At 59.4% G+C, this 18,377-nt stretch carries 14 protein-coding genes and 2 pseudogenes; 7 read left to right on the top strand and 9 right to left on the bottom strand.

The window, feature by feature from the left end; all coding sequences use genetic code 11:
* Positions 1-10: 10 nt before the first annotated feature.
* A complete protein-coding gene (locus FW764_RS00660) occupies positions 11-388 on the top strand; it encodes a response regulator (protein WP_003217591.1) in 378 nt (125 codons plus the stop codon).
* Between the two features lie 315 nt (positions 389-703).
* Here FW764_RS00660 and FW764_RS00665 read toward each other — a convergent pair whose 3' ends face one another.
* The 4 genes and pseudogenes from FW764_RS00665 to FW764_RS00680 form a co-directional block, all read right to left on the bottom strand.
* Positions 704-2,374 (bottom strand): ATP-binding protein, encoded by a 1,671-nt coding sequence (locus tag FW764_RS00665; RefSeq protein ID WP_446432271.1) that lies wholly within the window; start codon positions 2,372-2,374, stop codon positions 704-706.
* Positions 2,374-3,873, bottom strand: a complete 1,500-nt coding sequence (locus FW764_RS00670; protein WP_446432272.1) for an ATPase domain-containing protein — start codon at positions 3,871-3,873, stop codon at positions 2,374-2,376. The genes FW764_RS00665 and FW764_RS00670 overlap by 1 nt, the downstream gene beginning before the upstream one ends.
* Positions 3,874-4,106: 233 nt before the next feature.
* Positions 4,107-5,165: a tetratricopeptide repeat protein gene (locus tag FW764_RS00675; protein WP_446432273.1), complete on the bottom strand. Its 1,059-nt coding sequence runs from the start codon at positions 5,163-5,165 to the stop codon at positions 4,107-4,109.
* Between the two features lie 179 nt (positions 5,166-5,344).
* A pseudogene (locus FW764_RS00680) lies at positions 5,345-5,837 on the bottom strand (bestrophin family protein); the annotation flags it as partial.
* Between the two features lie 240 nt (positions 5,838-6,077).
* Between FW764_RS00680 and blaOXA the strand changes: the two are divergent.
* From blaOXA to FW764_RS00710, 6 genes and pseudogenes are all read left to right on the top strand, one after another.
* A pseudogene (gene blaOXA / locus FW764_RS00685) lies at positions 6,078-6,884 on the top strand (class D beta-lactamase); the annotation flags it as partial.
* Positions 6,885-7,284: 400 nt separating this feature from the next.
* A complete protein-coding gene (locus tag FW764_RS00690; RefSeq protein ID WP_446432274.1) occupies positions 7,285-8,934 on the top strand; it encodes an AMP-binding protein in 1,650 nt (549 codons plus the stop codon).
* A gap of 21 nt (positions 8,935-8,955) precedes the next feature.
* Positions 8,956-9,723, top strand: coding sequence for an SDR family NAD(P)-dependent oxidoreductase (locus FW764_RS00695; protein ID WP_446432275.1), 768 nt, complete (start codon positions 8,956-8,958; stop codon positions 9,721-9,723).
* 12 nt (positions 9,724-9,735) lie between these two features.
* Positions 9,736-10,920, top strand: a complete 1,185-nt coding sequence (locus FW764_RS00700; RefSeq protein WP_446432276.1) for an acetyl-CoA C-acyltransferase — start codon at positions 9,736-9,738, stop codon at positions 10,918-10,920.
* A gap of 9 nt (positions 10,921-10,929) precedes the next feature.
* Entirely contained in the window at positions 10,930-12,057 is a 1,128-nt protein-coding gene (locus FW764_RS00705) for an acyl-CoA dehydrogenase (protein ID WP_446432277.1), read from the top strand.
* 11 nt (positions 12,058-12,068) lie between these two features.
* Positions 12,069-12,842, top strand: a complete 774-nt coding sequence (locus tag FW764_RS00710; RefSeq protein WP_446432278.1) for an enoyl-CoA hydratase — start codon at positions 12,069-12,071, stop codon at positions 12,840-12,842.
* A 188-nt stretch (positions 12,843-13,030) separates the two neighbouring features.
* Here the strand turns inward: FW764_RS00710 and FW764_RS00715 are convergent, their stop codons facing one another.
* The 5 genes from FW764_RS00715 to FW764_RS00735 form a co-directional block, all read right to left on the bottom strand.
* Positions 13,031-14,182, bottom strand: a complete 1,152-nt coding sequence (locus FW764_RS00715) for an acyl-CoA dehydrogenase family protein (protein WP_446432279.1) — start codon at positions 14,180-14,182, stop codon at positions 13,031-13,033.
* A gap of 3 nt (positions 14,183-14,185) precedes the next feature.
* Positions 14,186-15,289: an enoyl-CoA hydratase/isomerase family protein gene (locus FW764_RS00720; RefSeq protein ID WP_446432280.1), complete on the bottom strand. Its 1,104-nt coding sequence runs from the start codon at positions 15,287-15,289 to the stop codon at positions 14,186-14,188.
* Positions 15,290-15,406: 117 nt separating this feature from the next.
* Positions 15,407-16,120 (bottom strand): HPP family protein, encoded by a 714-nt coding sequence (locus FW764_RS00725; protein WP_446432281.1) that lies wholly within the window; start codon positions 16,118-16,120, stop codon positions 15,407-15,409.
* Positions 16,121-16,280: 160 nt separating this feature from the next.
* Positions 16,281-16,505, bottom strand: a complete 225-nt coding sequence (locus tag FW764_RS00730) for a type VI secretion system contractile sheath small subunit (RefSeq protein ID WP_446432282.1) — start codon at positions 16,503-16,505, stop codon at positions 16,281-16,283.
* 246 nt (positions 16,506-16,751) lie between these two features.
* Positions 16,752-18,374 (bottom strand): ArnT family glycosyltransferase, encoded by a 1,623-nt coding sequence (locus FW764_RS00735; RefSeq protein ID WP_446432283.1) that lies wholly within the window; start codon positions 18,372-18,374, stop codon positions 16,752-16,754.
* Positions 18,375-18,377 lie beyond the last annotated feature (3 nt).

The raw sequence follows: 18,377 nt of genomic DNA on the forward strand, positions 1-18,377 counted from the left end.
AAGGCTTCCCATGAGTGAAGATGCACAAGATGTCGTTCTGATCGTCGAGGACGACGAATCCATTATGTTTGTGCTGGGTGAATACCTGGCGGGGCTGGGCTATCGGGTGTTGAAGGCGATTGACGGCGAGCAGGCGTTCGAAATCCTTGCGACCAAGCCGCACTTGGACCTGATGGTCACTGACTATCGCTTGCCGGGCGGGATTTCCGGGGTGCAGATCGCTGAGCCTGCGATCAAGCTGCGACCCGAATTGAAAGTGATCTTTATCAGCGGTTATCCGCAGGAAATTCTCGACTGCAACAGCCCGATCACGCGCAATGCACCGATCCTGGCCAAGCCGTTTGACTTGGATACGCTGCAAGAGCATATCCAGCGCTTGCTGGCGTGACTGAGTGTTTGCATTTCAGTATGCCGGCGATTGATTTACCTCGCCGGCGAACCCGGTGTCAGTCGTTGATTAGATCGCGCCGCTGTCCTATTTTTCCTGGGCATGGAGCCGGTAAGGCGAACAGATAGGGGCAGTGAAAACAGACGTAATCATTGAGGGAATTTTCCTTTTCGATGCCGTTTGAAGTGTTTTTCATACATCACGCGCTCACGCTATCGCGGATAAAAAACAGGCGTCGATTCCATCTTTTCTTTATGAAGCAGTGACAGTTGGTTGCTAAGCGGATGCCGTTGCGAGCGTAGAGACGTGGCGTATCTACGCTTGGATCATCTCCCTGACCTTCGCTGTCAACAGATCAAACGTGAACGGTTTGGTGATCAACTGCATCCCCGGATCGAGAAAACCACCGCGCACCGCCGCGTGTTCGGCATACCCGGTGATGAACAGCACCTTGAGCTCCGGGCGAATCTGCCGACCGATTTCGGCCATCTGCCGGCCGTTCATACCGGGCAGCCCCACGTCGCTGATGAGCAAGTCAATGCGCTGTTCGGACTCAATGATAGGCAGCGCCGTATCGGCATCACCCGCCTCGACGAAGGCGTAACCCAGCTCTTTAAGGACGGCGCAGACCAATATCCGTACCGCCGGGTCATCCTCGACAATCAACACCGTCTCACCCGCATTGGCGAAAGGCAGCAGCGTTGGGTTGAGCGGCTCGAACGTCTTCATTTCGCCAACAAAACGCGGCAGGAACAGGCTGACGGTAGTACCTTTACCGACTTCGCTATGGATCGTGACGTGTCCGTGGGACTGACGGGCAAAGCCGTAGATCATCGACAACCCAAGGCCTGTGCCCTGGCCAATGGGCTTGGTAGTGAAAAACGGATCGAAGACCCGACCGATCAGGTGTTCGGGGATACCGCAGCCGGTGTCGCTGACGCTCAGCTCCACGTAATCACCGGGTTTCAACGTGCCGTACGCGGCGGTAAAGACGCTGTCCAGGTGGCGATTAGTCGTTTCCACCACCAACTTGCCGCCGCCGGGCATGGCGTCGCGTGCATTGATGACCAGATTGAGCAGGGCGCTCTCGAGTTGGTTGGGGTCGGCTTCGGCGGTCCAGAGCGGGTCACCCAGACGCATATCCAAGGCGATGCTTTCATTGATGCTGCGTTGCAGCAATTCTCCCATGGAGGTCACTAACTTGCTGATCTCCACCGGTTTGGAATCCAGCGACTGACGACGCGAGAATGCCAGCAGGCGGTGGGTCAGGCCCGCCGCGCGGTTGGCTGAGGTCACGCCGAGGTCAATCAGGCTGTCGAGGTCATCCAGCTTGCCGCGTGACACACGCCGGCGCAGCAGCTCAAGGCTGCCGATGATCCCGGTGAGCATGTTGTTGAAGTCATGGGCGATGCCGCCGGTCAACTGGCCGACGGCTTCCATTTTCTGTGATTGGCGCAGTGCTTCTTCATTGGAACGTAGCTGCGCTGTGCGCTCCTCGACTTGCTGTTCAAGGGTTTCCAGCGTGCGTTGCAGGCGCAGTTCGCTCGCGCTCAAATCAATCAGCCGGTCACGGGCTTCGTATTGCCTACGCCGGCCGCGCAGGGCGGCGCTCACCAAGCTGATCAGGGTCACCGGATGGAAGGGGCGTTCAAGGAAGGTCACGTTGCCCAGCAGCTCGCTCAAATGCGAGGAACCGTTCTGCTCGCTGCCGCCGTGATGGGTCATCAGCACGATTGGCAAGTCCGACCAGGCCGGTTGGTGGTGCAAGTGCTCCAACAGCGGCGCCAAATCGACGCCGCGCAACGCTTCGGCAGCGACTACCAGCAAGCCGGCGCCTTGTTCCAGAGCTTCACATAAAGCCCTCAGGTTGCCGGCAATAATGCCGCTGTAGCCGGCCTCGTTAAGCATCATCAGCGCCAGTGTGCTGTCACGACCCAATGGCGCGAGGATAATTGCACGCTCTGAGAGAGGGAATAAACCGGTCACTAGCCCTCATCCTTAAGTAGAGGAGATCCGGCGCCCATGTAGGTCGGGATACCGCGCAATACGCCTTGGAAGTTATCGAGCGGCTCACCGACGGTCATGCCTCGGCTGCTGATGCGGTATTCACGAATCGTGGATTCGTGCGAGCCGGTGCGTTTCTTGATAATCGAAATGGCACGCCGCACCTTGCCCAGCGCTTCGAAGTAACGCAGCAGAATTACCGTGTCGGCCAGGTAGGTAATGTCGACGGGGGCCTGCATATCGCCAACGAGGCCATGCTGGGCGACGGTCATAAACGTCGCTGCACCACGGCGGTTCAAGTACAGCAGCAGTTCGTGCATGTGCAGGATCAATGCGTTTTCTTCCGGCATCGCGGCCTGATAGCCATTGATGCTGTCGATCACCACGGTTTTGATCCCACGTTCATCCACGCAACGCCGTACCCGGTGCGAGAACTCCCCCGGCGACAGCTCGGCAGCGTCGACCTGTTCGATCAGCAGGTTGCCGGTGGCTTGCAGGGCCTCGAGGTCGATGCCCATGTTTCTCATGCGTTCAAACAACAGTCCCAGCTCTTCATCAAAGATGAATAGCGCGGCTTTCTCGCCACGGGCCACAGCGGCTGCGGCGAAGATCATCGAGATCAACGATTTACCGGTGCCGGCAGGCCCCAGGATCAAGCTGCTCGAACCGGTCTCAACACCGCCGCCCATCAGCGCATCCAATTCAGCAATGCCGCTGCTCAGGGTTTGGCGCACGTAGCCGCCGCGATGCTCGGCGGCGACCAGGCGTGGAAACACGTGGATACCGTCGGCCATGATGGTGAAGTCGTGGAAACCGCCACGGTATTTCTGACCACGGTATTTCACTACACGCACGCGACGACGTTCGGCGCCGTAGCTGGGGGTCAGTTCTTCCAGGCGAACCACGCCGTGGGCCACGCTGTGCACGGTTTTATCCAAGGATTCGGTGGTCAGGTCGTCAAGCAGCAGCACGGTGGCGTCGTAGCGCACGAAATAGTGCTTGATCGCCAGGATCTGGCGACGATAGCGCAACGAGCTTTGCGCCAGCAGGCGTATCTCCGACAGGCTGTCGATGACCACGCGGGTCGGCTTGACCTGCTCGACCACTTCAAAGATTTGCCGTGTGGCTTCGCCCAGCTCCAGGTCCGATGAGTACAGCAGGCTCTGCTGGTGGTCGGCGTCGAGTAGGCTCTCGGGCGGGGTCAGTTCGAAGATGTGGATATTGTCATCCAGGTCCCAGCCATGGGATTTAGCGCCCTGGCGCAATTCGCGCTCGGTTTCGGACAGGGTGATGTACAGCGATCGTTCACCGTTTTTTGCGCCAGCCTGCAGGAAATGCAGTGCTACGGTAGTTTTACCCGTGCCGGGTTCGCCTTCCAGCAGGAACAGGTGGCTGCGCGATAGCCCCCCAGAAAGAATGTCATCAAGACCTTCGATGCCGGTTGCCGCCTTTTCACTGAACAGCTCTTTGGATGTAGACAAGAAGTGCCCTCGGGTCACGTACAAGTAGAGGAGCGCGCCACCCTGGGCGCGCCATATTCACTTGACCGTAGTGACCCGTGGCGGTTCAACACTTCGTGATATTTGTAACCGCGTCGGGCTTATAGGTAGCCTTCAGTGGCTTTGTTGCTGGGTTACTTCCAGGCCGATTAAGAGCGGCTCGGCGCGTAGCAACCTGTGGTAGGTGAACCTGGGTTGGACTAAAGGCCTGGCTCTTACAAGCCCTGTTGCAGCGCCGGATCGTCCGGGTTTTGCTGCTCAAGTTGCGCCAATAACACCTGCACGTTTTGCAACTGGCCGGTCTCTTTCCAGTAGGTGATCAGCAACACGCGAGCCTTGCGGTTGGCGGGATGGCGCTGCACGATTTCTTCCAATTGACGCTGGGCTGCTTCCAGTTCTTCCTGGGCGTGCAAAGTGGTCGCCAGGTCGTAGCGGTAATCCTGATTGTCCGGCTCCAGCTCCACCGCTTTGGACAGGCCAAGCAGGGCATAAGGGCGCTCGCCGTGATGCAGCAACCACATGCCCAAGGCATGTTGCAGGTAGGCCGACTCAGGATGCGCGGCCAGTTGCCGCGCCAGCAGTTGGCGCGACTCGTCGGTCTTGCCTTGCTTGTCCAATAACTCGATCTGCGCTACACCCGCTTGCAGGTTGTCCGGCTGTAAACGCATGGCCTGCGCCAAGGCATTTTGCGCGTCCGGCAGCAGCACGCTGTGAATATACAAGCGCGCCAGCTGAATCCAGCCCTCGGCGGTTTCAGGCTGACCCTTGAGTTTTTTCACGAACTCATCAAGTACTTGCTGCAAGGGCCCGAAGTAAAGCCCCAAGGTATCCGGCGACAGGCCGAGCAAGGCATTGGCGGCGGCAAAACGCACCTCTTGTTCCGGATCGTCCAGGACCGGCCCCAGCAACAGCACGCGTTGGCCGCTGGGTACTAGGCCGACGATGCTGTGAATCGCCGCCTCGCGCACTAATGGCGAGTCATTGGCCAGGTCTTTATCGGCCAGTTTTAGCGCCTGGGGGCTTGGGTAGTTGGGCAATTGCGCGTGCAACGCTGCGCGACGTTCAGGTGAAAGATCCGGCCGGCCAAGCTGCTGATACAGCACGCGCGCGGCGCCTGGCTCACCGTTGCGCGCCTGTTTCAGGGCTTTGCCGTAACCATGGGCGATGGCGGGTGGCACGGCCACCGGGCCAGAACGGGAGAAAAACCAGGTGAGCAACACAATCAACAACAGGGCGCACAGGCCGAAGATGGAGTAACGGCGTGACTTTGACATGCAGGCGTCCAAAAGCTGGGGCAGCTAGTGCAAAGCCGCCAGCTTCGGTCAGACCACGACAGGTGTCAAACCCGCATCAACTCAACACGTATTCAACCGGCTCCAGGGCAGGCGGCAAATCCCTTTCGCCCAGCGCAAAAAGGGTCTCGCGCTCCAGGGTGCGCAGGAGGGCATTGCACGGCCAGCGCCGAAAACCGCGCGCCGAGCTGTTGCAACACATGGTCAGGGAGGTTGGGGGGCGTGCGATCAACACCGATCCAGGGCTTTATCGCCAAGGCCTCGTCTTCATGCCGCAGGCGTGCGATTAAGCCATGGGCAAAGCCGCACACGCCGCGCAACAGCCCGGCGCTCGAGCGGGTCGCTCAGCACCTGGGTTTCGCGAATCAGCGAACGTACATCAATGATCATTTGCCCCAGTTGCTTGCGGCCTTCCCACCAACGGTCGTAGCAGGCGTTGTTGCGAAAGCTCATGAAGATCGACAACGACAACCCCAGCAAGGTGAAGGGCGTCGCGTTGACCTTGGAAAAATAGGCCGGGTGCAAGGTTTCAACCAGTACGATCACCGAGGCCAGCAAGGTCACGAGCAGGCTGCGCAGGGCGATGCGCTTGGCAATCGAGCCTTTGAGGGAAAACAGGATACCCAGGAGGTTGGGTTTGGGACGGACGATCATCGCGGGCAGGTTTCTTCGGTGGTGCAGGCTATCAGGTTAGAAGCTTGCAGGAAGGGCGTCCAATCGCTTGTACCCACGAGCCGATTGATGGGGTCTATGAATGCGTAAAACTGAGCACTCACAGCGGCGATGAATAGTTTAGAAACAAGCTGATTCGTACTGACACCCGTTTCGACTCTTATGATCACCTACCGGTTAGTCGCGGGCCGCAGACACCCTCAACTGAAAAGGACGCTTCAAATGCTGCTCAAGCCTATTTTTTTTCTTGCCGGACTGTTAATCGCCGTGCCTGCGTTGGCCGTTGAGCTGAGAACCAGCCCTGCGATCAATGAAGTTTTCAACAAAGCTGAGGTCAGCGGTACGTTCGTCCTGTATGACGCCAATACCCAGCAGTGGGTTGGCCATAATGAGAAACGCGCCGAAACACGCTACACGCCAGCATCCACCTTCAAAATTCCCAATAGCTTGATCGGTTTGCACACCGGCAGTGTCGGTAGCTTGGATGAGGTGTTCTATCGTTACGATGGTCAGCCGCAGATGCTCAAAGCATGGGAAAAGGACATGAACGTGCGTGAAGCCATCGCAACGTCCAACGTCAAGGCGTATCAACTGCTCGCGCGGCGGGTGGGGCTGGCGCCGATGCAAGCGAACCTCAATGCACTCGACTATGGCAATCGCGCTATCGGCAAGTCCGTTGAGACATTCTGGCTCGACGACTCGCTGCGGATCAGCGCCATCGAGCAAGTGGAATTTCTTACGCGCCTCGCGCAAGGGAAATTACCCTACCCAGTAAGCCTGCAAGCCGATGTAAGGGAAATAATCAAGCTGGAAACCGGTACGACGTGGAGTCTGTATGGCAAGACGGGCTGGGCCGGTAAGCAAGATCCGGGTATTGGCTGGTTCGTAGGGTGGGTCGAGCAAGCGGGTAATATCTATGTGTTTGCACTTAACATTGATGTACCCCGCGACAGTGAGCCGCCTGCGCTACCAACGGCCTTGGCAAAACGGATTGACGTCGCCAAAGCCAGCCTGGCGGCGGCAGGTGTGGACCTTGCGCCCAACCCCCACACGTATCGGCTGAGCGAAATGTTGCCCAGCGTAACCGACAAGAACGCTCCGGCACGTTCACTGCAAGCCTACGAGCAGTTTTTTGCAAGCGACAATCACCCCTAGAAACCATTGCGCGCGGCGATGCCGGTCGCGGGGCTGGCGCTGCGCGATGTTCTGGTCGAGCTGGAAACGACAGCCGCCAAAGTGCACAGGCCTCCTTGCCCATGTTTGCTGCGTATCAAGGGGATCTCGAACGTAGGGGGCGAATAACCATTGGCCAAACCAGTCAGCCAAGTTGAAGGCTTTGACCATTGCTGCTACAGCGCTCTAGAGCGACTATTTCCACGCTTTACAGGCTCAAAACGTCCTAAAAATAAAAAACACAAGGATTGAAGCGATGCGTGAGTATTTGGCTGCCACCACCGAGTTTGATTACCAGCACACCGTCGACGCCGCATTGGCCGGTAACCTGCATGCGCTGAATGCCTGCGTGGAATGCTGCGACCGGCACGCACTGCCGGGCCGCATCGCACTGTTCTGGGAAGGTAAGGACGGGAGCAGCGCCACGTCGACCTTTACTGACTTGCAGGACCAGGCGGCTCGTTTTGCCAATTTCCTCCTGGCCCAGGGCGTCAAACGTGGTGACAAAGTGGCGGGCCTGTTGCCACGCACGGCTGAATTGCTGGTGGTGGTGTTTGCCACCTGGCGTATCGGCGCGGTTTACCAGCCGCTTTTTACCGCATTCGGTCCCAAGGCCATCGAACACCGCCTCAACTGTTCAGATGCAGCGCTGGTGGTCACTGACGCGGTGAACCGACCCAAGCTGGCTCAAGTGCAGGGATGCCCGACCATCGTCACCGTCGCCGGTGCCAAGGGCGAAGGCATCGTGCGCGGCGATTACAGTTTCTGGGCCGAATTACCTCACTACGCCAATGTGTGCGAGCCGGTGCTACTGGGCGCCGATGATCCCTTTTTGCTGATGTTCACCTCGGGCACCACCGGCCCATCGAAAGCACTGTCAGTGCCACTCAAGGCCATCGTCGCGTTCCAGAGTTACACCCGCGACGCAGTGGACCTGCGCCCCGAAGATGCGTTTTGGAACGTTGCCGACCCCGGCTGGGCCTACGGCATCTACTTCGGTGTCACCGGGCCGCTGTCCATGGGCCACCCGATCACCTTCTACGATGGGCCTTTCACCCTGGAGAGCACGTGCCGGGTGATCAACAAATACGCGATTACCAACCTCGCCGGTTCGCCAACGGCGTACCGCCTGCTGATAGCCGGTGGCGAGCAGTTCGCCCGGTCGATCAAAGGCAAGCTGCGCATTGTCAGCAGTGCTGGTGAACCGCTGAACCCGGAGGTGATCCGCTGGTTCGCCGATAATCTGGGCGTCACCATCCACGACCACTACGGCCAGACCGAACTGGGCATGGTGCTGTGCAACCATCACGGCCTGCTGCATCCGGTGCATGTCGGCGCAGCCGGGTTCGCCTCGCCAGGACATCGCATCGTGGTGCTGGATGATGACTATCAGGAATTGCCTGCCGGCCAGCCGGGGATCCTGGCTATCGACCGCGAACAGTCGCCGATGTGCTGGTTCGCAGGCTATGACGGCGTGAACACCAAAGCGTTTGTCGGCAAGTACTACCTCAGCGGCGACACCGTGGAGCTGAACCCGGACGGCAGCATCAGCTTTGTCGGGCGCAGCGATGACGTGATCACCACGTCGGGCTACCGAGTAGGCCCGTTCGACGTGGAAAGCGCGCTGGTTGAACACCCTGCCGTGGTCGAAGCGGCGGTGGTCGGCAAGCCTGACCCGGAACGCACTGAACGGGTGAAAGCCTTCGTGGTGATCAGTGAGCAATACCGCGCGACGCCGGAGCTGGCCGAAGAACTGCGTTTGCACGTACGCAAGCGCCTCGCCGCGCATGCCTATCCGCGAGAAATCGAATTTGTCAGCGACTTGCCCAAGACCCCGAGTGGCAAGCTGCAGCGTTTTATTTTGCGTAATCAGGAAATCGCCAAGGCTCAATCGGCACTGGAGTGATCCCTTTCAAAGGAAATAAAGATGCAGATTAAAAACAAGGTATTCCTGGTCAGCGGCGGTGCTTCGGGCCTCGGCGCGGCCACCGCAGAAATGCTGGTAGCCGCTGGCGCCAAGGTAATGCTGGTCGACCTGAACGCCGAGGCCGTTGCGGCCAAGGCCAAACAGTTGGGCGATAACGCCCGTAGCGCGGTGGCGGATATCAGCCAGGAAACCGCTGCCGAAGCCGCCGTGCAAGCCACCGTCGCGGCCTTTGGTGGGTTACACGGGCTGGTGAACTGCGCCGGTGTGGTTCGCGGCGAAAAAATCCTTGGCAAGAACGGCCCCCACGGTTTGGCCAGCTTTGCCCAGGTAATCAACGTCAACCTGATCGGCAGCTTCAACCTGCTGCGCCTGGCGGCTGCGGCCATCGCCGAAACCGAGGCCAATGCCGATGGCGAGCGCGGTGTGATCATCAACACCGCGTCAGTGGCTGCCTTTGACGGGCAGATCGGCCAGGCGGCGTATTCCGCCTCCAAAGGCGCCATCGCCAGCCTGACGCTTCCCGCCGCCCGTGAACTGGCGCGCTTCGGTATACGCGTGATGACCATCGCCCCCGGTATTTTCGAAACACCGATGATGGCGGGCATGACGCCTGAAGTGCGCGATTCCCTGGCCGCCGGTGTGCCGTTCCCGCCACGCCTGGGCAAGCCTGTCGAATACGCTGCGCTGGTGCGGCACATCATTGAAAACAGCATGCTCAATGGCGAGGTGATCCGTCTCGACGGTGCTTTGCGCATGGCAGCCAAGTAAGGAGGATTTTTCATGAACGACCCCATCGTTATTGTCAGTGCGGTACGTACGCCCATGGGCGGCTTCCAGGGTGACCTCAAAGGGCTGACCGCGCCGCAGCTTGGGGCCGCCGCGATTCGCGCCGCTGTTGAGCGTGCCGGTATTGCGCCGGATGCCGTGGATGAAGTGCTGTTTGGCTGCGTACTGCCCGCAGGCCTTGGCCAGGCACCTGCGAGGCAAGCGGCGTTGGGCGCGGGGTTGGACAAGGCCACGCGCTGCACCACGCTCAACAAGATGTGCGGTTCGGGCATGGAAGCCGCCATGCTGGCCCACGACTCGCTGCTGGCTGGCAGCAGCGATGTGGTGGTTGCCGGCGGCATGGAAAGCATGTCCAACGCGCCGTACCTGCTGGACCGCGCACGCAGCGGCTATCGCATGGGCCACGGCAAGGTGCTGGACCACATGTTCCTCGACGGCCTCGAAGACGCCTACGACAAAGGTCGCCTGATGGGCACCTTTGCTGAAGACTGCGCCGAGCACAACGGCTTTACGCGCGAGGCCCAGGACGCATTTGCCATTGCCTCGCTGACCCGTGCACAAGAGGCGATCACCCACGGCAGCTTCGCCGCCGAGATCGTCCCGGTGCAGGTCATGGTGGGCAAAGAGCAGAAAACCATCCTGCATGACGAACAACCACCGAAAGCCAAACTGGACAAGATTGCCAGCCTCAAGCCCGCGTTCCGCGAAGGCGGTACGGTGACGGCGGCCAACTCCAGCTCGATTTCCGACGGCGCGGCGGCATTGCTGCTGATGCGTCAGTCCGAAGCGCACAAACGCGGCCTCAAACCGCTGGCGGTGATCCACGGTCACGCCGCATTTGCCGATGAGCCGGGGCTGTTCCCGGTGGCACCGGTGGGCGCGATTCGCAAGTTGATGAGCAAGACCGGCTGGAACCTCAACGACGTCGACCTGTTCGAGATCAACGAAGCCTTCGCGGTGGTCAGCTTGGTGACCATGAGCAAGCTGGACATTGCGCACAGCAAGGTCAACATTCACGGCGGTGCCTGTGCGTTGGGCCATCCAATTGGTGCATCGGGGGCGCGAATTTTGGTGACGTTACTCTCGGCCCTGCGCCAGAAAGGCCTCAAACGCGGCGTTGCCGCCATCTGTATCGGCGGCGGTGAGGCCACGGCCATGGCTGTCGAATGCGTGTATTGAGGACGTTTTATGCTGCCCAATGACGAACAACTGCAAATCAGCGAAGCGGCCCGGCAATTTTCCCAGGAACGCTTGAAACCGTTCGCCGCTGAGTGGGACCGCGAACACCGTTTCCCCAAGGAAGCTATCGGTGAAATGGCCGAGCTGGGATTTTTCGGCATGCTGGTGCCGGAACAGTGGGGCGGTTGTGACACCGGCTACCTGGCCTACGCCATGGCCCTGGAAGAGATCGCCGCCGGTGACGGCGCGTGCTCGACCATTATGAGCGTGCACAACTCGGTGGGCTGCGTGCCGATTCTAAAATTCGGCAACGATCGGCAGAAAGAGCAATTTCTCAAGCCTCTGGCCAGCGGCACGATGCTGGGCGCCTTCGCGCTGACCGAACCGCAAGCGGGTTCCGATGCCAGCAGTTTGAAAACCCGTGCACGTCTGGAAGGCGATCATTACGTGCTCAATGGCTGCAAGCAGTTCATCACCTCCGGGCAGAACGCCGGGGTCGTGATCGTGTTTGCGGTCACTGACCCGGCTGCCGGTAAACGTGGGATCAGCGCATTCATCGTTCCGACCGATTCCCCGGGCTATACCGTCGCGCGGGTTGAAGACAAGCTCGGCCAGCATGCGTCCGACACCTGCCAGATACTCTTTGAAGACGTGAAAGTGCCCGTGGCCAATCGGCTTGGGGAGGAGGGCGAAGGCTACAAGATCGCCTTGGCCAACCTTGAAGGTGGCCGCGTCGGTATCGCCTCGCAATCGGTGGGCATGGCCCGCGCCGCGTTTGAGGCGGCCCGCGACTATGCGCGTGAACGCGAAAGCTTTGGCAAATTCCTGATCGAGCACCAGGCCGTGGCGTTTCGCCTCGCTGACATGGCCACCCAAATCGCGGTCGCCCGGCAGATGGTGCATTACGCCGCCGCCCTGCGTGACAGCGGCAAACCGGCCTTGGTGGAAGCCTCGATGGCCAAGCTGTTTGCCTCGGAAATGGCTGAAAAAGTCTGCTCGGACGCCTTGCAAACCTTGGGCGGTTACGGTTACCTGAGCGACTTCCCCCTTGAACGGATCTACCGCGATGTGCGGGTTTGCCAGATTTACGAAGGCACCAGCGATATCCAGCGCATGGTCATCTCACGCAATCTTTAAGGAGCCAATACATGAGTTACGACACCATTTTGCTCGAAGTCCAAGGCCGCGTCGGGCTGATTACCCTTAATCGTCCGCAAGCCTTGAACGCCTTGAATGCGCAGTTGATCAGCGAGTTGAATCAGGCGTTGGATGGGTTGGAAGCCGATCCTGAGATCGGCTGCATCGTGCTGACCGGCTCGAAAAAAGCCTTTGCTGCGGGGGCTGACATCAAGGAAATGGCGGAGCTGACGTATCCGCAAATCTACCTGGATGACCTGTTCAGCGACAGTGACCGGGTGGCTAACCGGCGTAAGCCGATCATTGCTGCGGTTAACGGCTTCGCCCTTGGTGGCGGTTGTGAACTCGCGTTGATGTGCGACTTTATCCTGGCGGGTGATGGGGCCAAGTTTGGTCAGCCAGAAATCAACCTTGGCGTGCTGCCGGGTATGGGCGGCACTCAGCGCCTGACCCGTGCGGTGGGCAAGGCCAAGGCCATGGAAATGTGCCTGACTGGGCGCTTTATCGATGCGGTGGAAGCTGAGCGTTGTGGGATTGTGGCGCGCATTGTGCCGGCTGATGAATTGCTGGAAGAGGCGTTGAAGGTGGCGACCTTGATAGCCGGTAAATCGGTGCCGATCAGCATGATGGTCAAGGAAAGCGTTAATCGTGCGTTTGAGGTGAGCCTTTCTGAAGGTGTGCGTTTTGAGCGTCGGGTGTTTCATGCGGCGTTTGCGACGCAGGATCAGAAGGAAGGGATGGCGGCGTTTGTGGGTAAGCGGGCGCCTGAGTTTAAGGACCGGTAAGGGGGGCGATGCGGTTAGGTGCATATCCGTTGCTGCGGTAACGGCCGCCTAGGGTTCCGCTCTTACAACGGGTCACTTTTGGCTCGGCCGGCATTCCGGGCTCTTTTCCAAAAGTGACCCGCCGTAAGGGCGGAACCAATAGCGACCATAACTACAAAAACGGATATGTACTCAGCCCCCTAACACCCTCAAAGCTGATAATTCTTCAGCTCCCGCGCAATCACCATCCGCTGAATCTCACTCGTCCCCTCATAAATCTGCGTAATCCGCGCATCCCGGTAATACCGTTCCACCGGGTAATCCTCCAAATACCCATACCCACCATGAATCTGCATTGCCGAGGAGCAAACCTTCTCAGCCATCTCCGAAGCAAACAGCTTGGCTTGGGACGCTTGCGACAGGCATGGCTTGCCGGCACTGCGCAGACGCGCGGCATGCAGGATCAGCAAGCGTGCGGCATTCAAACGGGTCTGCATGTCGGCCAGCAGGTTAGCAATGCTCTGATGCTCAATGATCGCCTTGTCGAATTGCACCCGGTCCCGCGCATACGCCAGCGCCGCCTCAAACGCCGCACGGGCGATGCCCAGGGCCTGGGCGGCAATCCCGATGCGGCCGCCTTCGAGGTTGGACAGGGCAATGGCCAGACCTTTGCCGCGCTCACCCAACAAGTTGGCTTCAGGCACCGTGCACTGGTTGAGGGTAACTGCGCAGGTATCCGAGGCACGAATGCCCATCTTGTGTTCCGTGCGATCAACCACAAACCCTGGCGTAGCGGTGGGCACCAGGAAGGCCGAAATGCCTTTTTTTCCCAGGTTCGGATCTGTCACCGCAAAGACAATAGCCAACTTGGCGCGCTTGCCGTTGCTGACAAACTGTTTGGCGCCATTGATTACCCAGTGGCCATCGCGCAGCTCGGCGCGGGTGCGCAGGTTGTGGGCTTCAGAGCCGGCCTGAGGTTCGGTCAGGCAGAAGCAGCCAATGGCCTGGCCACTGGCGAGGTCAGGCAGCCAGGTTTGCTTCTGTTCTTGTGTGCCGTAGTTGAGAATTGGCCCGCAACCCACTGAGTTATGGATACTCATCAGCGCGCCGGTGGCGCCGTCGCCGGCAGAGATTTCTTCGACCGCCAAGGCGTAGGCGACATAATCAACGTAAGTGCCGCCCCATTCTTCAGGCACCACCATGCCCAGCAGGCCCAGTTCGCCCATCTTGGCGACCAGTGCATCGTCGATCCAGCCGGCCTTTTCCCAGGCTTGCGCGTGCGGGGCGATCTCGCCACGGGCAAAGTCACGCGCCATGTCGCGAATCATTACTTGTTCTTCAGTATATTCAATGTCTTGCACGGCTTATCTCCCAACCTGCTTGAAGTCGTGGAAGAAGCTTTCCACATGGGTTGCGTCCAACCGATGAATCGAGGGCGGGTTCCAGCGCGGGCTTTTGTCCTTGTCGATGATCAAGGCCCGAACGCCTTCGATCAGGTCGCCGCGTTCAAACCACTGGCGGTCCAGGTGCAATTCCAGCGCGAAGCACTGCTCCAGCGGCAGCCGGCGGCCACGACGGAGCATCTCCAGGGTCACGGCCATTGCGAGCGGTGAGCGGGTTTGCATCAGGTTGGCGGTGTTCAGCGCCCATTCATGGCTGTCGGCGACGGTGACTTGCTGTAATTGCTCGACGATGCTGGGCACGTCCGGCAGGGCGAAGAAGTGGTCGATGGCCGGGCGCAAAGCCGCCAATGGCGCGTCGGGCAATTGCTGCACGGCCAATTTCGCGAGCAGGCCTTGCAGATCCTTGAGCGGTGAGTCCTGCCATTGCAGGCGGTCGAATTTCTGGTCCAGCTCAGCGAATTTGGCGCTGTCGATGTACCAGTCTGCCAGCCCGCAATACAGCGCGTCGGCGGCGCGAATCTGTACGCCGGTCACGCCGAGGTAGATGCCCAGCTCACCGGGAATGCGTGGCAGGAAGTAGCTGCCGCCCACGTCCGGGAAATAGCCAATGGCCACTTCTGGCATTGCCAGGCGACTACGTTCGGTGACGACACGTAAATCAGCGCCTTGGACCAGGCCCATGCCGCCGCCAAGGACGAACCCGTCCATGAGTGCCATTACCGGTTTGCGGTAATGGTGAATGGCCAGGTCAAGTGCGTATTCTTCGACGAAGAAATCTTCGTGCAGGGTGTCGCCATTCTTGAAGCTGTCGTACAGGGACCGGATGTCGCCACCGGCACAAAAGGCTTTTTCGCCGGCGCCGCGCAGTACAACCGCGTAGACCTGTGGGTCATTTGCCCAAGCCTGCAAGTGCGCGGTCAGGCTACGGACCATGTCCAGGGTAATGGCGTTCAAGCCAGCGGGGCGATTGAGGGTGAGGTGGCCGATATGGTTGCGCACCTCAGCCAACACTTCTTCCTGAAGACTATCAGCGCGGCTTGCTTCGGATGAAACCTGAGCAGTCATCTGTAACTCCCTGCTTTTATTGTTCTTTATCAAGATGTTCGCGGGCGAACCCTCTCGTGATCGTACCAGTGCAAATTTGCCCAGTACAACCCGGAATCATGCAGGTCGTTTTTGCATTTATGCAGCCGTGCGACTGGCCAGTACTTCGCCAATGCTGCGGCGTCGTGCATGGCCTTCCGCCGCGTGGATCAGCTGTTCAAGTTCGGCCGGTGCTACGTCGTAGAATTGCTCCATCTCAGCCAAGGCCCGCTTCAGGTCGGCCGCGGTTATCGACGGATCGGTCAGCGGCGCAGCATTGCCTGCGCCGATGGACGGCGACTCGAGCGCGCCCTTGGGGTAACGCGTGCGTGTGGCATTGTTATAGGCCAGCGCACATGCCAGCAATGCACCCGCGCCGAGCATGACGGGTGCCAGTACCTGCCAGCCGAGGGCGCTGGACGCAGGGTCGGCGAGTACCAGCGTCATCGCCAGGCCGCCTGCAGGCGGATGCAAGCACCGTAACCCACAAATCAAGACAACCGTCATGCCCGCTGCGAGGCAGGCGCTGCCCAAAGTGCGCCCCAGCACGCGCGCGACCAACAACGCCACAACCCCCGCGCACAAATAACTGCCGATGATCGACCAAGGCTGGGCCAGCGCTCCGGACGACACGGCAAACAGCAGCACCGCAGACGCACCGAGTGGGCCGAGCAAATGCAAGGCTACTTCCATACCAAATACTTGGGCACACACCCAAACACTGCACAGCGTCCCCAATGCCATGCCGATGGCGGCGCGGCTCCATTCGGCAGGGCGGGTGTTGATTGCGGCGGGTAACCAGCGAGCGAGCATCGAACTGTCCATAAAAAACGGGCGAAAAAAAGGCTTGCCGGGTTTCCCGGAAAAGCCCTTTGAAGGTTCCAACATTTGGGGTGGAACCCGCGCAGTGTGCCGAGCTTGAAGCGTGGTCGCCAATACATATTAATGAGGGTTAAATGCAAGAATACTGCAGTTACGTCGCGTCGCCGATTGGAGTAAGGCGATCCTTCTGGGGTAGCGCAGGGTTGAGGTGGCCCAGTACGCGTATATCCGCCTCTTCGTTGAACAAGTGTTTTTGCAGGTTTTTCTGCAGCGCAACGTCGTCGGCCAACGGCCCCTTTAACGCCACCAAGGCGTCGCGCAGTTCCATCAACCGATCCAGCCTCGGCACAGGAATAAGTAACAGGTCTTCCAGCACGGCATAGCCCTCTTAATGAAGTAAGTCACGGTGACTTGCGTGCACGCACTCCAGCCTGTCGAGATCGTGGTAGTAGATAGTTAATGCACTGTGCAACGAGTCTACATTTGGGTTCCAAGCGCCGGAAGACAGAGTGCGACAGCTGTTACGCATAGCCATGTAGGCGTTTTCTTGGTGGTTATGACGAAAAACGCCCACTCCTTAAAAGAGTGGGCGTTGTTTATTAAACCGCTGCTGTAAACGCGATCAGGGCGCTGCGGGCTTCGCCAGATGCAGCAACACATAGGGGTCTTTATCGAACTCCCCTGTGAGGGTCGGGGTGAGGGCGCGCAAGCGCGGGTCTTGCAAACGATTGAACTCCTGCACACTCATCACCACCCAGGCTGGCGCTTGCAGCGGCGCCAGGTCGGCAGATGACTGCGTAAACAGCGGCACCTTATCGCACTCGAAGTTGACCATGAACTTGATGGCCTTGGCATCTTTACCCAGCCCATGCAGTACAACGGGGGCAGGCTGCTGCATGATCTGGGCTTTAACCGCGAGGCTGAAGGTTCGGGTGTCGTACAGCGAACGTTCGAGCGGTTCGACCACGACGATATAGGTCGACCACAGCGCCAGCACCGCCGCAAACGCCGGGCCCAATGGCCGCAACCGCGGTCTCAACACCGCCAGCAGCGCCAATACCTGAAGCATGCCCAGCGCGGTGAACATCAGCCCAAGGCTGCTCAACTGTTCCGGATAACGCCTGCGCGCCACCACCAGCCCAATCATCAACAACGCCGGCAACAACGTCCAGATACCGAGCATTAACCCGCGCAACCAGGCAAATAAGCGCCCTTGGCTGACGTGGAACGGGTAGGCCGCGATCATCGCCGCCATCGGGAGCATTGGCAGGATGTAGCGGGCTTTTTTCGCCTGTGGCACTGACAAACCGAGCATCACCAGTAAACCGGCAGCCGCGCAATACAGTACCAGTTGCAACGCCGGGTCCGGTGCCCGACGACCGCCCACCACCACAGCCAGCAGTACCAACAGTGCCAGTGGATAGGCCAAGGCATAATTGCCTATGGAACTGGTGAAGTAATACAGCACGCCGCCGGAGCCTTCGGTGCCGTCCATGCGGCCGAGGAACTGCATGCGGATCACGTCCTGCATAAACTCCTCACCGCCACTGAGCTTGGCCAGCAGCAGCAACAGACCGACACATGCCGCCAGCAACGCCAGCGCGATCAGGCCGAACGTAAACAGTTGGCGCCATTGCCGATTGAGCAAGTAATAGCTGCACAGCACCCCCGTTGGAATCACCAGGCCGATAGGCCCACGGATGGCGAAGCCGATAATCAGCAGCAGGAACAGCCAGTGCAGGCGTTTGGCGGCGCCGAAGTGATCATGCGCATAACCCAGGTAGAACACCGCCAGGGCAACGGCGGCGAGCATCTGGTCCAGGGATACCGCGCGGGTTTCGCTGATGAAGGTGCTGCTAAGCAACAACATCGCAATGCTCAGCAGGCCCCAGCGCGTGGAGTAGGGCGCTGTGAGGCGATACACCAGCGTGACGATCAGCGCCGAAGCGATGGCGGTAGGCAACCACGCCGTGAGACTGGTGACCTGGCCAAACGGCAACGACAACACCCATGTCAGCAGCGTAGAGGTCGCCAGGTAATCGGCGTAGGGCTGCCCGTAGGTCGTGGGGAAGAAACTCGGCCCATGGCGTAGCATTTCTTGAGCGAACAGCACAAAGCGCGAGTCGAAGCCGATAATCGCCTGATGCCAGTTGCCCACAATAAACAGCACCAGGGCCAGGAGCCCAAGCCCCAGCGACTGGTGGCGGATCGTTGCGTTGAGCAGGGGCGGTTGAACTCTATTCACGTC

The organism is Pseudomonas sp. 1152_12 (assembly GCF_052850675.1).